This window comes from Curtobacterium sp. AC268 (genome assembly GCF_979258745.1).
This window is the reverse complement of sequence record NZ_OZ409878.1, coordinates 791922-807570: the sequence shown is the minus strand read 5'-3', so window position 1 is coordinate 807570 and position 15649 is coordinate 791922. Positions and strand designations below refer to the sequence as shown.

At 72.9% G+C, this 15649-nt stretch carries 10 protein-coding genes; 1 reads left to right on the top strand and 9 read right to left on the bottom strand.

Translation table 11 applies throughout. The features are described from left to right. Positions 1-131: 131 nt before the first annotated feature. From ACZZ9K_RS03770 to ACZZ9K_RS03750, 5 genes are all read right to left on the bottom strand, one after another. Positions 132-1436, bottom strand: coding sequence for an LLM class flavin-dependent oxidoreductase (locus ACZZ9K_RS03770; protein WP_463443354.1), 1305 nt, complete (start codon positions 1434-1436; stop codon positions 132-134). Next, the gene (locus ACZZ9K_RS03765) at positions 1437-2822 is read right to left on the bottom strand and encodes an O-acetylhomoserine aminocarboxypropyltransferase/cysteine synthase family protein (protein ID WP_138803648.1); all 1386 of its coding nucleotides are present in this window, start codon (positions 2820-2822) and stop codon (positions 1437-1439) included. Between the two features lie 88 nt (positions 2823-2910). Continuing rightward, the gene (locus ACZZ9K_RS03760) at positions 2911-3624 is read right to left on the bottom strand and encodes a M50 family metallopeptidase (RefSeq protein ID WP_181440067.1); all 714 of its coding nucleotides are present in this window, start codon (positions 3622-3624) and stop codon (positions 2911-2913) included. A gap of 163 nt (positions 3625-3787) precedes the next feature. Beyond that, positions 3788-5602 carry a glutamine--fructose-6-phosphate transaminase (isomerizing) gene (gene glmS / locus ACZZ9K_RS03755; RefSeq protein ID WP_463443353.1) on the bottom strand — a complete coding sequence of 605 codons (1815 nt, stop codon included), beginning with the start codon at positions 5600-5602 and terminating at the stop codon, positions 3788-3790. 421 nt (positions 5603-6023) lie between these two features. After that, the gene (locus tag ACZZ9K_RS03750) at positions 6024-8723 is read right to left on the bottom strand and encodes a helix-turn-helix transcriptional regulator (protein ID WP_463443352.1); all 2700 of its coding nucleotides are present in this window, start codon (positions 8721-8723) and stop codon (positions 6024-6026) included. A gap of 525 nt (positions 8724-9248) precedes the next feature. On the opposite strand from ACZZ9K_RS03750, the gene ACZZ9K_RS03745 reads away from it, so the two are divergent. Further along, the gene (locus ACZZ9K_RS03745) at positions 9249-10781 is read left to right on the top strand and encodes an MFS transporter (protein WP_463443351.1); all 1533 of its coding nucleotides are present in this window, start codon (positions 9249-9251) and stop codon (positions 10779-10781) included. Positions 10782-10787: 6 nt separating this feature from the next. Here ACZZ9K_RS03745 and hisN read toward each other — a convergent pair whose 3' ends face one another. The 4 genes from hisN to aroA all read right to left on the bottom strand — a co-directional run bounded on the left by hisN (position 10788) and on the right by aroA (position 15598). Next, a complete protein-coding gene (hisN, locus tag ACZZ9K_RS03740) occupies positions 10788-11576 on the bottom strand; it encodes a histidinol-phosphatase (protein WP_138803644.1) in 789 nt (262 codons plus the stop codon). Between the two features lie 19 nt (positions 11577-11595). Continuing rightward, complete coding sequence (locus tag ACZZ9K_RS03735; protein ID WP_138803643.1) at positions 11596-12768, bottom strand: ABC-2 transporter permease; 1173 nt, start codon at positions 12766-12768, stop codon at positions 11596-11598. A 394-nt stretch (positions 12769-13162) separates the two neighbouring features. Beyond that, positions 13163-14209: a ribosome small subunit-dependent GTPase A gene (gene rsgA, locus ACZZ9K_RS03730; protein WP_463443350.1), complete on the bottom strand. Its 1047-nt coding sequence runs from the start codon at positions 14207-14209 to the stop codon at positions 13163-13165. Between the two features lie 3 nt (positions 14210-14212). Beyond that, on the bottom strand, positions 14213-15598 hold the full coding sequence (gene aroA, locus ACZZ9K_RS03725; RefSeq protein WP_463443349.1) for a 3-phosphoshikimate 1-carboxyvinyltransferase: 1386 nt from the start codon (positions 15596-15598) through the stop codon (positions 14213-14215). Between the last annotated feature and the right edge of the window lie 51 nt (positions 15599-15649).

The window sequence follows — 15649 nt, the reverse complement described above, 5'->3', positions numbered from 1 at the left end:
TTCGGTGTGGTGGGTCCAGCCTCACGCCGACGGGTGGTGCGGCACATCGACCGTCCGGACCGCGGATCCGGACCGAACGGTCGACGGGGCGCCCGTGCCGCCGGACAGCGACGCAGACGCAGCCGCTCCCGCTAGAAGTCGAACAGGTTCGCCCGGATGCCTCCGGCGCCGTACTCCCGTCGCAGCAGCCCGCGGCGCCGGAGCACGGGTACCAGGTCGCCGAACGTCCGGTGGATCTGCGCCGGGTGCAGGTCACCCGAGAAGATGATCCCGTCGTTGTCGGCGTCGCTGCCGAGCTCCTCGATGAAGTCCGCGAACTCGTCGGCGGTCCCCACGAACCCCGAGCGTGACGTGATCCGCCCCTGCCGCGCCTTGCGGGTGAGCAGCTCCCGCAGCGGTGCGTCCGGGGTGTCCCCGAGCAGCCCGCGGATCGTGCCGGCCGAGACGTGGTCACCGAAGGTCCCGTCGGGCACCGGGGCGTCCAGGTCGAGCGCGAGCAGGTCGGTCTCGGAGTCGCTCGACCACGCGATCGCCGCGGCACGCAGCGCGTCGTCGGTGGGGTGCTCGGACGCCGCGACGATGCGGTCGGCCTCCTCCGGCGAGGACACGATGACGGGCTTGAGCACGAACAGGATCCGCAGGTCCGCGGTGGACCGCCCGGCGGCCTCGGCTGCCGCGATCACCCGGGCGCGGTAGTCCGTCACCGCGGCGGCGGACAGCGGCGCGAGCGCGAGCTGCACGTCCGAGTGGGCCCCGGCGAACGCGAGCCCTCGACCCGAGCCGCCGGGGGAGACCACCACGGGGTCCGACGCCAGCGGCAGGGCATTCAGCGGACCGTCGGCGGTGAAGTGGGCGCCCTCGTGGTGGAACGCGTCGAGCGCGTCGCCGTCCGCGAAGTGCCACGAATCCGGAGCGCCGACGTACGCGTCGCCCCACGAGTGCCAGAGCCGGCGGAGCAGGGTGATCCACTCCTCGGCGCGGTCGTACGCCTGGTCGTGCGGCAGCGGCGGCAGGCCGGCGTGGCGTGCGCTGCCGACGTCGGTGACGACGTTGATGCCCAGCCGGTCCGAGGACAGGTGCGCCAGGGTCGCGAACTGCCGTGCCGCCAAGTACGGCGGGGTGATCCCGGCGTTGACCGTCGGCGCGATGCCGATGTGCGAGGTGGCGGCGAACAGGTACGGGGCGAGCAGCAGCGGGTCGTGCTTCGGGCCGCCGTACGCCTGCCGGATGCGCAGGTCGAGGGTCGCGGGGGAGCCGAGCGAGACGGCGTCCTCGGCGATGACCAGGTCCATGCCGGCCTGCTCGAGCGTCCGGACGGACTGCTGGTACAGGTCCGGCTTCGTCCAGTCGTGGCCCCAGTCCCAGTCGGACCGTCCCCAGGCCTGCGGGCCGAAGCCGCGCGAGAAGAAGTACCCGAAGTGCTGCAGCTCGGCCATTCAGCGCTCCTGCCGGTCGAGGGCCGGCCAACCGGCTGCCGTGCGCTGCGCGTCCGACGCTCCACGTGCCTCCAGGCCAGCGGCGGCGTCTGCGGACCGCACCGCGGCGAACCCGCGTTCCAGGTCGCGGAGCAGGTCCGCGACGTCCTCGATGCCGACCGACAGGCGGACCAGGCCGTCGCTGATGCCCTGCTCGGCTCGCTCTTCCGGCGTGCGGCCGGCGTGCGTGGTGGTCGCCGGGTGCAGGATCAGCGAGCGGACGTCGCCCAGGTGGGTCATCCGGCTGAACAGCTGCACGGCGTCGATGAACGCCCGCGCGGCGGCTTCGCCACCGGCGAGCGTGAAGGCGAAGACGGACCCGGCTCCGCGGGGCAGGTAGCGCTGGGCGAGGTCGTGGAACGGACTGGAGGCCAGGCCCGCGTGGTCGACGCTCGTCACCTCCGGCTGCTGGTCCAGCCAGGATGCGACGGCCAGCGCGTTCGCGCAGTGGCGTTCCACCCGCAGCGACAGCGTCTCGATGCCCTGGCGGAGCAGGAACGCGTTGAACGGGGACGGCGCCGGGCCGATGCGTGCGGCCACGACGTCGCGGGCGAACACGGCGAATGCCCGGTTGCCGTACCGCTCGACGTAGCTCTCGCCGCCGAGGGACCGTTCGGGGCTGGTCAGGTGGGTCCAGCGCTCGGGGGCGGCGGTCCAGTCGAACCGGCCGCCGTCCACGACCACGCCGCCGAGTCCGGCTCCGTGGCCGGACAGGAACTTCGACGCCGAGTGCACGACGATGTCCGCGCCGTGCTCGACCGGGCGCACCAGGTACGGCGTGGCGAGGGTGTTGTCGACGATCAGCGGGACGCCGGCGCGGTGTGCGGTCTCGGCGACGCCGGTGATGTCGAGGACGTCGTTCTTCGGGTTCGGGATCGTCTCGGCGAAGAACGCCTTCGTGTTCGGGCGGACCGCGGCGGCCCAGGCGTCGAGGTCGCGGGCGTCGGTGACGAAGTCGACCTCGATGCCGAGCCGGCCGAGGTTCTGCAGCAGCAGGCCGCGCGTGCCCTCGTAGATGCTCCGGGCGCTGACGACGTGGTCGCCGGCCTGCAGCAGCCCGAGGAACGCCACGGTCGCCGCAGCCTGACCGCTGCCGACCAGGATCGCCTGGACACCGCGTTCGAGCAGCGCCACGCGACGCTCGACGTCGGCGTTCGTGGGGTTGCCGAGGCGCGTGTAGGTGTAGCCGTCGTCGGTGTCGGCGAAGCGGTCGCGGGCCTGGTCGAAGTCGTCGAACAGGAACCCGGAGGACATGTGGATCGCGGGGACCCGGGCGCCGTGCCCGGCATCGGGCACGAAGCCGCCGTGTACCTGCTCGGTCGCGAAGCCGTGGTCGTCGGTCGCCATGGGACACCTCCGGGGGTCGTCTGGCGGTAGCCTCGCAGCCCCTCGCCGCGGACAGGCGATTGCGGCCCCCGGTTACGCGAGCGCAGCCTCAGACGAGCGCGCGGACCCCGGCGACGACGGTGTCCCAGACCTGGAGCAGCGGCTCGCGCGCCAGCCACACCGCGACGGCGTTCACGGCGACGAACAGCACGAACCACAGGGACGCCGGCACCCGCATCTCGGCCGCGGCGATGTGGAAGTCGGTCTGCACCCGGGCGCCGGTGACCAGCCAGCGGCCGACCTGCACCACCGAGCGCAGGCCGTCGACGACGAAGAAGGCCCCGACGGCGGCGACCACCAGGACGGTCGTCTCGGACGGGCGGACGGCCACCCACAGGGCGAGCGCGTCGAAGCCGAGCACGACGAGCAAGCCGAACCAGTTCCGGACGAACGCCAGCGCGACGAGCCCGATGACCGCGAGCACCACCACAGGCAGCCAGCGGGAGCCGTGCAGCACCCCGGTCACCAGGAGCACCCCCGCCCAGAGGGGTGCGCTGTACCCGGCGTACAGGTTCAGGATCCGGACGAGCCACCGGATGCCGCCGGGCACCCGGCCGAGCTGGACCCAGGCCTCGCCGGACCCGTCCGGGTGCAGCTCGATCCGCTGGATCCGCCCGCCGAACGGCACGACGACGATCGCGTGCCCGACCTCGTGCGCGATGGTCGCGGCGATGCGGGCCACCCGGCCGACGAACGGCACGAACGGCAGGACGGCGCCGACGAGGAGCGCGACGAAGACGAGGGGCGGGGCTGCGGTGGTCAAGTGACCAGCATCGCAGCCCCGCCCAGGAAGACCCTGCGGGACCGGCGTCAGGGGAGCACCGGCGTCGTCAGCACCACCGTGACCAGGACCACGGTGCCGGTGATCGCCAGGGCGGTGAGGACGGCGAGGAACACCGTCAGGCGGTTCACGCGTCGGCGCCCGGCTATTCGACCGTCACCGACTTCGCGAGGTTCCGGGGTTTGTCGACGTCGCACCCGAGCTGCAGGGCCAGTTCCCGCGCGAGCATCTGCAGCGGCACGACGGCCTCGAGCGGACCCCACGGCGCGGTCATCGCACCCCAGGCCAGGTCACCGGTGCCACGGCGGCCGAGCGCGGGGATGTCCGCCGACTCGCCGCCGATCGTGATGACGAAGCCACCGCGGGCCCGGACCTCGGCGATCGCCGACTGGATCTTCGGCTCACCGTGGTCGATGACGACCACCGGGGTGCCGTCGTCCACCAGCGCGAGCGGCCCGTGCTTGAGTTCGCCGGCGGGGTACGCCTCGGCCCAGCGGTAGCTGAGCTCCTTGAGCTTCAGGGCGCCCTCGGCGGCGTACGGCAGTCCGGCGCCGCGGCCGAGGAACAGGAAGCCCGTCGCCTCCTTGACGCTCGACACCAGCAGCGGCATCCGCTCGGCGGACACCCGCGCCGCGTGCTCGATCCGTGCCGGCAGGTCGAGCAGCTCGTCGACGAGCACCTGCGCGCGCGACGGTTCGATCCGGCCGGAGGCCACCATCGCGGAGATCATCGCCGCGACGCCGACGACGACCTGCGCCGTGAACGTCTTCGTGGCGGCGACCCCGATCTCCGGGCCGGCGTGGCAGTCGAGCACGGCGTCGGCCCGTCGGGCGAGCGAGGAGTGCATGTTGTTCGTCAGCGCGAGCACCGGGTGGCGGTCCTCGAACCGGTCCAGGGCGCGGAGCACGTCAGCGGTCTCACCGGACTGGCTGATCGCGACGACCAGGGTGCCCGGACCGAGAACGGCCTGGTCGGCCTCGCTCGCGACGACGATGTCGGTCGGCACACCACCGATCCCGCGCAGTGCGGTCGCGATCACCTGGCCCGCGTTCAGCGACGTGCCGCAGGCGACGATCGCCAGCCGGTGGAAGCCGGCCAGGCCGAGGCCCACCCACATGCTGCCGTCGGCGGTGCGGCGGGTCACCCTGTCCAGGATCGTCGCGACGACGTCGGCCTGCTCGCCGATCTCCTTCGCCATGTGGTCGGTGTGGTCGCCGAGGTCGAGCGCGGCGGCGGCGAACGGGGACGGCGTCGGGAACGGCACGGGAACCGTGATGCCGTCCGACGACCAGGTCCAGGCCTCACCGAGCTCGACGACGTCGCCGTCGCGCAGCGCCACGAACGTCTCGCACCACTCGGCGATCGCGCCGATGTCGCTCGCCACGAAGTCACCGCGGCCGGAGCGGGCGACGACGAGCGGCGACCGGTCCGCCGCCACGACCATGCGGCCGTCCCGGGCGTCCAGGACCACGATCGCCCACGAGCCCTCGAGCTGCGCCGTCGCGATCTGCACCGCGAGCATCAGGTCCGGGTCGACCGCCAGCGCCCGCTCGACCAGGTGCGCGATGACCTCGGAGTCGACGTCGGACCGGAAGCGGTGGCCCTGCGCCTCGAGCATCTCGCGCAGCCGGTCCGCGTTCTCGACGATGCCGTTGTGCACGATCGAGATCCGGCCGGTGCAGTCGGCGTGCGGGTGCGCGTTCGCCTCGCGCACGGCACCGTGCGTGGCCCAGCGGGTGTGGCCGATGCCGACGCCGGTGAGCGCGTCACCGGAGCGCGCAGCGACGAGCGTGCGCAGGTCGCCGACGCGGGAGACCGAGCGGATCGTCTCGGTACGGCCGACGGCCGTCCGGACGGCGATGCCGGCGGAGTCGTACCCGCGGTACTCGAGTCGTTCGAGTCCGTCGAGCAGGTAGGGGGTCGCGTCGTCAGACACGCGGGCCGCGATGATGCCGCACATCGGCTGTCCCTTCGGGGGAACGAGGGTGGGTGGAACGGGGAGGTGGGACTGGTGCGGCACCGACCGCCGTCGGGTCTGCCGCGCGTCCGGGGCCTCCCGGCCCGGGAACCGACGCCCGTCCTCGGATCAGGCGAGGACGGACGTCGGTGTCGTTGGGCCGAGGGGTTCGGGTACCGGACGGGGTACCGCGGGCTGGCCCCCGGGGGAGGGGCACGGCGGTCGGTGCAGGAGAAGCCTCACCCGCCGCCGACCACACGGCAACACCCGTCGGACGCTCTTGCGGTTCCCCGCGTGCGGGGGCACACCGCGCTGCGGTCGCGTGCGGACTCCCGCAACCGCCGTCGCACCAAGCGAGGGACGACGGACGGGAGGCCCGGTACCAGCTGGTACCGGGCCTCCCCTCCGTCCTGTGGTGCGTCTCCTACGTGAGGAGCGCGACCAGGTGCGATCGCGACCGCGCGCCGACCTTGCGGTAGATCTGCGTGAGCCGCAGCTCCACCGTGCGCTGCGACATGAACAGCGACGAGGCGATCTCGCGGTTGCGGTACCCCTCGGTGACCTTCTGCACCACCGCACGCTCCTCGGCGGTCAGTGACGTGAGCACCGCCGACGCGTCGGGGGCGCTGCGCGGCGTCCCCGGGAACGCCGGCGAGAGCACGGGTCCGGACCGGATCGACGACGAGCCCGTGCCGAACTGCGGCATCGCCGCAGCCGGCGCCGGCGTCACCAGCGGTCGACGCAGGCCGGCCGCCTCGTACGCCGCTGCGGCCGCCGCACCGAGGCGCGGACGCTCCGCCGGGTTGCCGACCGCGGCCAGCGCAGCGAACGTGCGAGCCCGCTCGTACTGCGAGTCGTGCGGCTGGAACAGCTCCAGCGCACGGCGACGAGCCGACTCGCGGGTGGTGTCGTCGGCGACGAGCGCGAGGCTCCGCGCCAGCACGAGGGCACCCCAGCGCCCGGGACGGGCATGGTGGTCAGCCGCCAGGCGGGCCGTGATCGTCCGCGCGTCGTCGGTCCGTCCGAGACGCACGTACGCCTCGACCAGGTCGCCGAGGTGCCGGAGCACCGCGGGGTTCCGGAGCGACCGACCGATGGCGTCGGCGGCCTCGAGCGCGGTGGCTGCCTCGTCGAGGCGGCCGTCGAGCAGCAGGACCTTGCCGCGGAGCGCGTGCAGCTTCGCCGTCGCACCCCAGAGCCGACTCGTCGAACGGTGCTCGAGGCACCGGTCCACGACGTCGAGCGCCTCGGCGGAACGGCCCTCGGCGAAGTGCCGCCACGCGACGGCGATCGCCCGGGAGGGCTCACGCAACCGCTCGGCGACGGACGAACCGGACTCCCACACGTCGATCGCGCGGAGCGCCTGCCGGAAGTTGCCGGAGCGCACCTCGTTCTCGGACGTCAGGTAGCGGGCCGCCTCGGTCCACACCGCCGCGGTCTCCTGCCCACGGGCGAGCACGAGTGCGAACACCCGTCGCGCGCTCCGGTAGCGCTCGCCGATGCTCAGCGCGTGGGCGAGCAGCAGCAGGGCCGGGTCGGACATCGCCACGAGCTCCGACGTCGCGAGCCCGTCGTGCAGCTCGGTGTCGGGCGGCAGCACGCCGTCCACGGCGGCGATGAGCTCCCGCGCGGTCGTCGTGATCTCGAGGGTGTGCGCGGACGCCGACCCCTCGAGCGGTTCGATCCGGTGCAGCAGGTCCTTCGCCTGGTCGAGCTCCCACGCCTCGGCACGGAAGCACGCCACCATGGCCATCAGCCCGGCGACGGCGTCCACCTCCGACGGTTCGGTCGCGTCGACGGGGACGAGCAGCTCGTCCGCGTGCACGGCGTCACCGCTGAGGTACTCGGCCGAGTACTGCAGCCGGAGCCGGCGGACCTCGTTCGGCGTCGTCCGGAACGGACGGAGCGCAGCGAGGTACCGCGCAGCGAAGCCGAGCAGGCGCTTGCCGAGCATGGCCTCCGCGACCCCGAGGAGCGCGACGTGCTCGTCCTCGGTCCCACCGCCGATGTGCAGGGCACGCTCGGTCAGCGCGATCGCGGCGTGCACGTTGCCGTCCACGACGTACGACCGTGCAGCCCGGAGCAGCGCGACCACGTCGGGGACGTCGTCGACGAAGCTCCGGTGCCACGCAGCCGACCGCGGGTCGGTCTCCGCGCTCGCCGTGGCCAGCTCGGCGTGTGCCGCACGACGGTCACGGGCGGGCATCCGCCAGTAGAGCGCGGAACGGACCAGCGGGTGCCGGACGGTGACGCTCTGCCCGCGGACGGTCGCGAGACCGGCCCCGACCAGGTCGTCCAGCTCGTCGCGGTCCCACGCCGTGGTCTTCGCGACGGGTACCAGGGCGAGCTTCGCGAGGACGTCCAGATCGCGTCCCGCGGCGGGCCCGAGTGCGAGCGCCGCGATGGCCTCGGTCGTCGGAGTGGGTCGGAGCGGGAGCACGATCGGCTCCGCGCCGGTGAGCTGCTCCCGGGTGAGCACCGCGAGCTGTTCGCGGAGCGCGCCGGGGTTGCCACCGGTCTCCTCGGCGAGGACGGCGAGGACGCCGTCGTTCGCCTCGGCCGGTGCCATGGCCCGGGCGAGGACCAGGGCCTCGTCCGACGGCAGCGGTTCGATGCGCAGGATCGGCAGGGCCGCGAGCGGACCGTCCGACGGCACCGAACGGACCGTCGCCACGACGCGCAGGGCGGTGCCCGCGAGTCGTCCGGCCAGGAACGCGATGAGCTCCTGGCTCTCCGTGTCCATCCGGTCGAGGTCGTCGATGAGGACGAGCGTCGGCGGGAGGGTCAGTGCGTGCACGGCGTCGAGGAAGTCGTGCGCCGCCGCCAGCCCGGCCGTCACGGCGGCCGCGGTCCCGCCGGCCTGCAGCAGGTGGGCGATGTGTGCGGTCGCTCGGGGGTCGTCGAGCGCGGTGAACAGGGAGGTCACCCCGGCCAGCGGCCAGCGGGATTCACTCCCGTTGACACCGACCCGGACGACGGGGAGGGAAACGCGGTTCGAGACCGCGTCGAGGACGCTGCTGCGTCCGGAACCAGGGTCGCCGACCACGACCATCGCGGACTCCCGTGGGAGCACTGCGAGGGTCGCGATCCGGTCGACCTCGAGACGTCGACCGGTGAGTGCCATGACTCACCGGCCTCCGGGTCCAGAGGCGGATGCTGCGAGGCGGGCGTCGGCGAACACGGGGGTCGCTGCGACGGGGCGCACGGAGGCGGACCGGACTGCTGCACGGCGGGTGACCGTGACGGAGTGCGGACGAGCGGCGGCGACTGAGCGCGCGCCGGAACTGTCGTGGATTGGATGCGGTCGACGAGTGTGGGTGCACTCGGTTCCGCTCGGGAACGATGATGTCATCGTCTGTATCACCCCTCGGGTTAGGGTCTTCGGACGAACACGACCGGTCTGTTCCGCCGTCCGGATCTAGGGAATCCGAGAGCGTCACGTGACCTGCCGTCTGGAGCACGATAACTCAGGTACCGGCCCGCCGAGCGGACTCCGGTGAGCAGATGTCCAGAACGGTGCCCCCAGTACGGGGGGCCACGAGGGGGGTGTGGCACCCGCCCTCTGCACCCCGATCCGGGTCCGCCGGACGGAACCGGGGTACAGGTCTGTCCGGACCTCGTTCGTCGTCGCAGGTGTAGCACGGACGGGATGTCCAACGCCGAACCGACCGACGCCCGCCTCGATGACCGCACCCGCTGGCGGGCCTTCGCCGTCTGCGTGGCGGTCGCGGCCCTGACGATCCTCGACCTGTCCAAGGTGAACGTCGGGCTGCCCTCGATCGAGCAGTCCCTCGGAGCCACCAGCTCGTCGCTCCAGCTCATCGTGGCGGGGTACGCGCTGGCGTTCGGCCTCGCCCTCGTGCCCGCGGGTCGACTCGGCGACCTGAAGAGCCGGCGCGTCATGTTCATCGTGGGGCTCAGCGCGTTCACCGGATCGAGCCTGCTGTGCGCCGTCGCCCCGAACATCCAGGTCCTCATCGTCACCCGGATCCTGCAGGGCTTCGCCGCCGGGATCCAGATGCCCCAGGTCATCGGACTGGTGCAGCAGCTGTTCCGCGGACCGGAGCGGGGTCGCGCGTTCGGGCTCTTCGGGGCGATGATCGGCATCTCCACCGCCCTCGGGCCGACCATCGGCGGTGGCCTCATCGCGATCGGCGGCGAGGAGTCCGGCTGGCGGCTGCTGTTCTGGATGAACGTGCCCCTCGGGATCGCCGCGCTGCTCTTCGCCGTCCGCCTGCTGCCGAAGGGTGCCCAGGGGAAGGCGCAGGACCGCGAACTGGACGTCGTCGGCATCGTGCTGCTCGGTGCCGCCATCATCACCCTGATGCTGCCGTTCGTGCTGACCAGCGGCGGGGGTGGTTCAGCGACCCGCTGGTTCTGGCTCGTCGGCTTCGCGGTGTTCCTCGTGCTGTTCGTGCTGTGGGAACAGCGGTTCAAGCGGCAGGGCAAGTCGCCCGTGGTGCACTTCGAGCTGTTCCGGCTGTCGTCGTACCGCAACGGGTTGTCGATCGTGGCCGTCTACTTCGCGGCGCTGCCGGCGTCGTTCCTCATGGTCACGCTGTACCTGCAGGAGGGCCTCGGGCTGTCGCCGTTGTTCGCCGGCATGGTGAGCATCCCCTTCGCCGCGACGAGTGCCGTGGGCTCCTACATCGGCGGACGGATCGTGGACCGGGTCGGGCGGGCGCTGGTGGTCGCCGGGCTCGGGATGGTCGTCATCGGCTTCCTGCTGCTGATGGTCGCCGCCGTCGCCACCCCGCCGGAGGTCACGCCGTGGGCGATGGCCGGCGCGTTCCTGGTGGGCGGACTCGGTGGCGGGTTCGTGGTGTCGCCGAACCAGACCCTGACCCTGGCCGAGATCCCCGTCGAGCAGTCCGGGGTGGCGGGGTCGATGCAGCAGCTCGGGCAGCGCGTCGGCACGGCGATCGGCACCGCGGTCGCGACCAGCATCTTCTACGGGATCGTGCGGAGCGAGGCGGCGGGGTCGGGATCCGGCGGGCCGGGCGGGCGTCTCGACGCGTACCACGACGCGTTCCGCAGCGGCACGACGTTCACGGTGTCGCTGATGGCGCTGGCGCTCGTGCTGGCCGGCGTGGACCTGGTGGCGCGTCGCCGGGCGGCGCGGCGGCCCGATGAGGAGTCCGAGCACCGTGGCTCGGCTGCGGGGTCCGCCGAGCGGGGCTGACCGGGCCTAGGCGTCGCGGCGGATGATCTCGACGACGGCGTCGTGCACCAGGCCGTTCGAGGCGAGGGCGCTGCCGTGCCACGGCCCGGGGTCGCCGTCGAGCGAGGTGAAGCGGCCGCCGGCCTCTTCGACGATGGGGACGAGGGCCGCGATGTCCCACGGCTTCAGGTCCGGTTCGCCGGCGACGTCGAGGACACCCTCGGCCACCATCATGTACGACCACATGTCGCCGTAGGCGCGGGTGCGCCAGACCCGGCGCGACAGGTCGACGAGCGGCTCGAGGCGGTCGTCGTCGTCCCACTGCTGGATGCTGTTGTAGCTCAGGCTCGCGTCGGCGAGGTCGGACACCCCGGAGACCCGGAGCGGCCCGTCCAGCGAGAACGCGCCGGAGCCTTCAGCTGCCCACCAGCGCTTGCCGAGGGCGGGAGCGCTGACGACGCCGAGCACCGGGCGGCCGTCGACCGCGAGCGCGATGAGGGTCGCCCACACCGGCACGCCGCGCAGGTAGTTGGCCGTGCCGTCGATCGGGTCGACCACCCACTGGCGGTGCCCTTCGCTGACGGCCTCGGCCCCGGTGTCCGCCGTCGTCTCCTCGCCGAGGAACGCGTCGTCCGGACGCTCGGCGGCGAGCCGCTCGCGCAGGGCCCGTTCCACGGCCTGGTCGGCGTCGGTGACGTGCGTGCTGTCGGCCTTCTTCGTCACGTGCAGGTCGGCGGCACGGAAGCGCTCGAGGCTGATCGCGTCGGCGGTGTCGGCGAGGGAGCGGGCGAAGTCCAGGTCGGCGCTGAGGTCCACGTCGCCCAACCTACCGTCGCTACGCGGCGACGACCTCTTCTTCCTCGAGCCGGGTGACCTCGCGCTCGCGAGCGATGCGGGTGCGGCGGGCGACGAGCCCGTGCACGACGACGCAGAGCAGGAGCGCGGCGGCCAGCCAGAGGGCGAGCACGAGCGACGACCGACCGAGCGAGGCGTCCGGGAAGTACTGCAGGTCCTGTGCGGCCTGCAGCCACGCGGCCCCGCTCCAGAAGGTGTGCAGGGCGGCGAAGAACCCGGGCTGGAACGCCGGCTGGAAGATTCCGCCGGACGACGTGAAGTTCAGCATCACGAACAGCATCGTGAGGATCGGGGTGGTCCACCGGCCGAGCACGGGGTGCAGCCCGACGCCGAGCGCGACGATGATCGCGTCGTAGAGCCAGGCGAACAGGAACACCTGCCAGTGGTGGGTGGTGATGACGCCGTAGATCGGTCCGGCGACGATCACGCCGATGCCGGCGACGACCCCCGCGGTGGCGAGCCCGATGACCGCGGTCCACACGGCACGGAGCTTCGTCGCGACCGAGGCCACGGCGATCGCGGACGCGTACCCGCCGACGCTCAGGGCCACGAGCAGGAAGAACAGCCCCTGGCCGGTGGTGTCCTGGTCGCCGGTGGGTACGACGTCGACGACCCGGAACGGCACGTGCTGGTCGTAGGCGATCGGTAGGAACACCTTCTGCGCGGCGCTCGCGGTGGTCTCCGACGCGGCGGTCGACACGTAGAGCGTGGCACCCGTCGGCGTCGGCGCGTACACGGCGGCGAGGTCGCGGTCACGCACCTGCTGCTCGGCCGCCTTCGTCGAGGCCACCACGTGGGCCACGAGGGCGCCGTCGGACTGGTCGGTCACGGTCTGGGCGAACACCTGGGTGGCCGCGCCCTGGCCGACGATGCCGACGGGCAGTTCCTGCGGGGCCGGGGCGTGGAAGGCGCCGAGGTACGCCAGACCCATGCCGGCGGCCAGGAACAGCGGCACGAGGATGTGCGAGGCGAACGTCAGCAGCACGCGACCGAGGCCGGCGGGCCGCAGGACGCTGTCGGACCGCTGCGACTTCGGGGCTCGTGGGGACTTGTGGGTGGGGGAGTGGTGCGCGTGCGACGTCGTCGTCGTGCTCGGGGACGGGGCGTCGACAGCGGGGGTCGGCGCAAAGTTGTACTTTGCAACTTCAGACACGACCGCAACTGTACAACCCCGATGCGCGCTTGTCGACGCCGGCCCGGTGCCGAGACGTCGTCCGGTCCGAGGTTGCCCACTCGGTGCGAGGCCCGCGAGCTCGCACGGAGTGCACAACCTCGCACCGTTCCCGCGCCCCTCGCACGGTGCGAGGTCTGCTCGGTGCGAGGGGCGCGGGAACCGGGCGCCGGTGCGAGCAGGCGCCGGAGCGGTCACGACTCACCGTGCGCCGACGCTCGAGTGGTCACGAACTGTCGGGAGCCGCGTCGCCAGTCGACAGTTCGGGACCGCTCGGCGCACGCACCGCGGGGTGTTGTGACCAGCCGCCGACCAGCGCCGACCAGCAGCCGACCAGCCGCCGACCGGTGCCGACCGGCGCCGCGCACCCCGCGCGCTACTCGGAACCGGGGTCGGACGCACCCATCCCGGTCAGCAGCGCCCGGAACGAGTCAAGCCGCTCGACGCCGGTCGGCCCCAGCTCCCCGTCCTGCACCCGGTCGACGATCTCCCAGTCGTGCGCCTGCGCCAGCGGGATGCCGTCCCGCGCGGGCAGCACCGGCACGGCGTGCGACGCGAACGCCCGGAAGACGTTCGCGGGGTCGACGTGCCCCAGGCCGAACGACCGCACACCCGGCGTGTCGATGATCCACCCGCCGTCGCGGACCCGCAGCGCGATCGACGACGACGACGTGTGCCGCCCGCGACCGGTCACGGAGTTCACGACGCCGATCGCGCGCGTCGACCCGGTCAGGGCGTTCACCAGGGTCGACTTGCCCACACCGGAGTGCCCGACGGTCACGGTCACCTTGTCGTCGAGCAGCTCGTGCAGCGCCTCGAACGGGACGTCGTCCGATCGGCTCGTCACGATCCGAAGGTCCAGGCACGCGAAGTGCGCCAGGAACGCAGCGGGGTCGGCGAGGTCGGTCTTCGTGATGCAGAGGATCGGGTCGAGACCGGCGTCGAACGCGGCCACCAGGTACCGGTCGATCAGGCGGGTGCGCGGCTCGGGGTCGGCGGCGGCCACCATGATGAGCATCTGGTCGGCGTTCGCCACGATGACGCGCTCGACCTCGTCGGAGTCGTCGGCACTCCGCCGCAGCAGTGTGGTGCGCTCGGCGACCTTCACGATGCGTGCCAGCGAGCCGGGATCCCCGGAGACGTCCCCGACGAGCGACACGTGGTCGCCCGTGACGACGGACTTCTTGCCGAGCTCGCGGGCCTTCGTCGCCGTGATGACGTGGTCGTCGATCAGCACGCCGAACCGCCCGCGGTCGACGTTCGTCACCCAGCCGACCGGGGCGTCGTCGTACGTCGGACGGGTCTTCGTGCGCGGCCGGTTGCCCTTCGGGTTCGGGCGCACCCGCACGCTCGACTCGTCGTACTGCCCGTACGGCTCGTCCCCGTCGGAGTCGTCAGCGTCGGTGTCGTCCCACCAGCTCATGCGTCAGTCCCCACTCACCGGTGCAGTGGCCACCGAGGACGCCACGAGCGCCGCCCACAGCTCCGGGAACTGCGGCAGCGTCTTCGCGGTCGACCCGATGTCGTCGACGGCGACGCCGTCGACGACGAGCCCCACGATCGCGCCGGCGGTCGCCATCCGGTGGTCGTCGTACGCGCCCCAGGCGCTGCCGTGGAGTGGCGCCGGCTCGATCCGCAGGCCGTCGTCGAGTTCGTGCACCGCGCCTCCAGACCGGTTGAGGTCCGCCGCCAGCGCGGCCAGGCGGTCCGTCTCGTGCCCCCGCAGGTGACCGATGCCGGTGATCTCGCTCGGGCCGTCCGCCAGCGCGGCCAGCGCGACGAGCGCCGGGGCGAGTTCGCCGCCGCGGCTCAGGTCGAGTTCGAGACCCGGCAAGGAGGCCCCACCCCGGATCCCGACGCCGCCGTCGACGACCAGGTCGTCACCGTCACGGGCCACGCTCGCCCCCCACAGGGGCAGGAGCGTCTCGAGGTCGGCGCCGACCTGCGTCGTCTCGGTGGGCCAGGTGCGGATGCGGACCGTGCCGCCGGCGACGAGCGCGGCGACGGCGAACGGCGCCGCGTTCGACAGGTCGGGCTCGATCGTGACGTCGCGCGCGCCGATCGGGCCGGGGTGCACGACCCACTCGCCGACCGACGGTTCGTCGACGCGGACGCCGCGGGCACGGAGCGCCGCGACGGTCATCTCGATGTGCGGCATGCTCGGCAGACGTTCGCCCACGTGGGTGAGGTGCAGGCCCTCGGCGAAGCGGGGCGCCGACAGCAGCAGCCCGGAGACGAACTGCGAGGACGCCGACGCGTCGATCGTCAGGGCGCCACCGCGGACCGAACCGGTGCCGGTGAACGAGAACGGCATCGAACCGCCGCCGTCGTCCGTGACGTCCACACCGAGGTCCACGAGTCCCTGCACGATGGCGTGCATCGGCCGCTTGCGGGCGTAGGGGTCACCGTCGACCGTGACGGGTCCGACGGCCAGGGCGGCGAGCGGCGGCAGGAAGCGCATCACGGTGCCGGCCAGTCCGCAGTCCAGGCGGACGTCGCCGTGCATCGGGGCGGGCGTGATCCGGAGGTCCGGGCCGTAGGGGTTCGGGGTGGTGCCGGCCGCCGGCTCGAGCTCCTCGATGCCGACGCCGAGCGCACGGAGGCCCGCGATCATCAGCGCCGAGTCACGGGAGTGCAGCGGGAGCCGGATCGTCGAGGGGCCGTCCGCGAGTGCCGCGAGCACGAGCTCCCGGTTCGTCAGCGACTTCGACCCGGGCAGCGCGACGTCGCCGCGCAGCGGACCCCCTGCGACCGGGGCGATCCAGGGGTCGGCGGGCTGGGCCCCGCTGTGGGAATGCGTCGTGTCTGCCATCGGTTCACCAGGGTACTGAACGCACCGGGAGGATCAGTGGCGACAGCAACA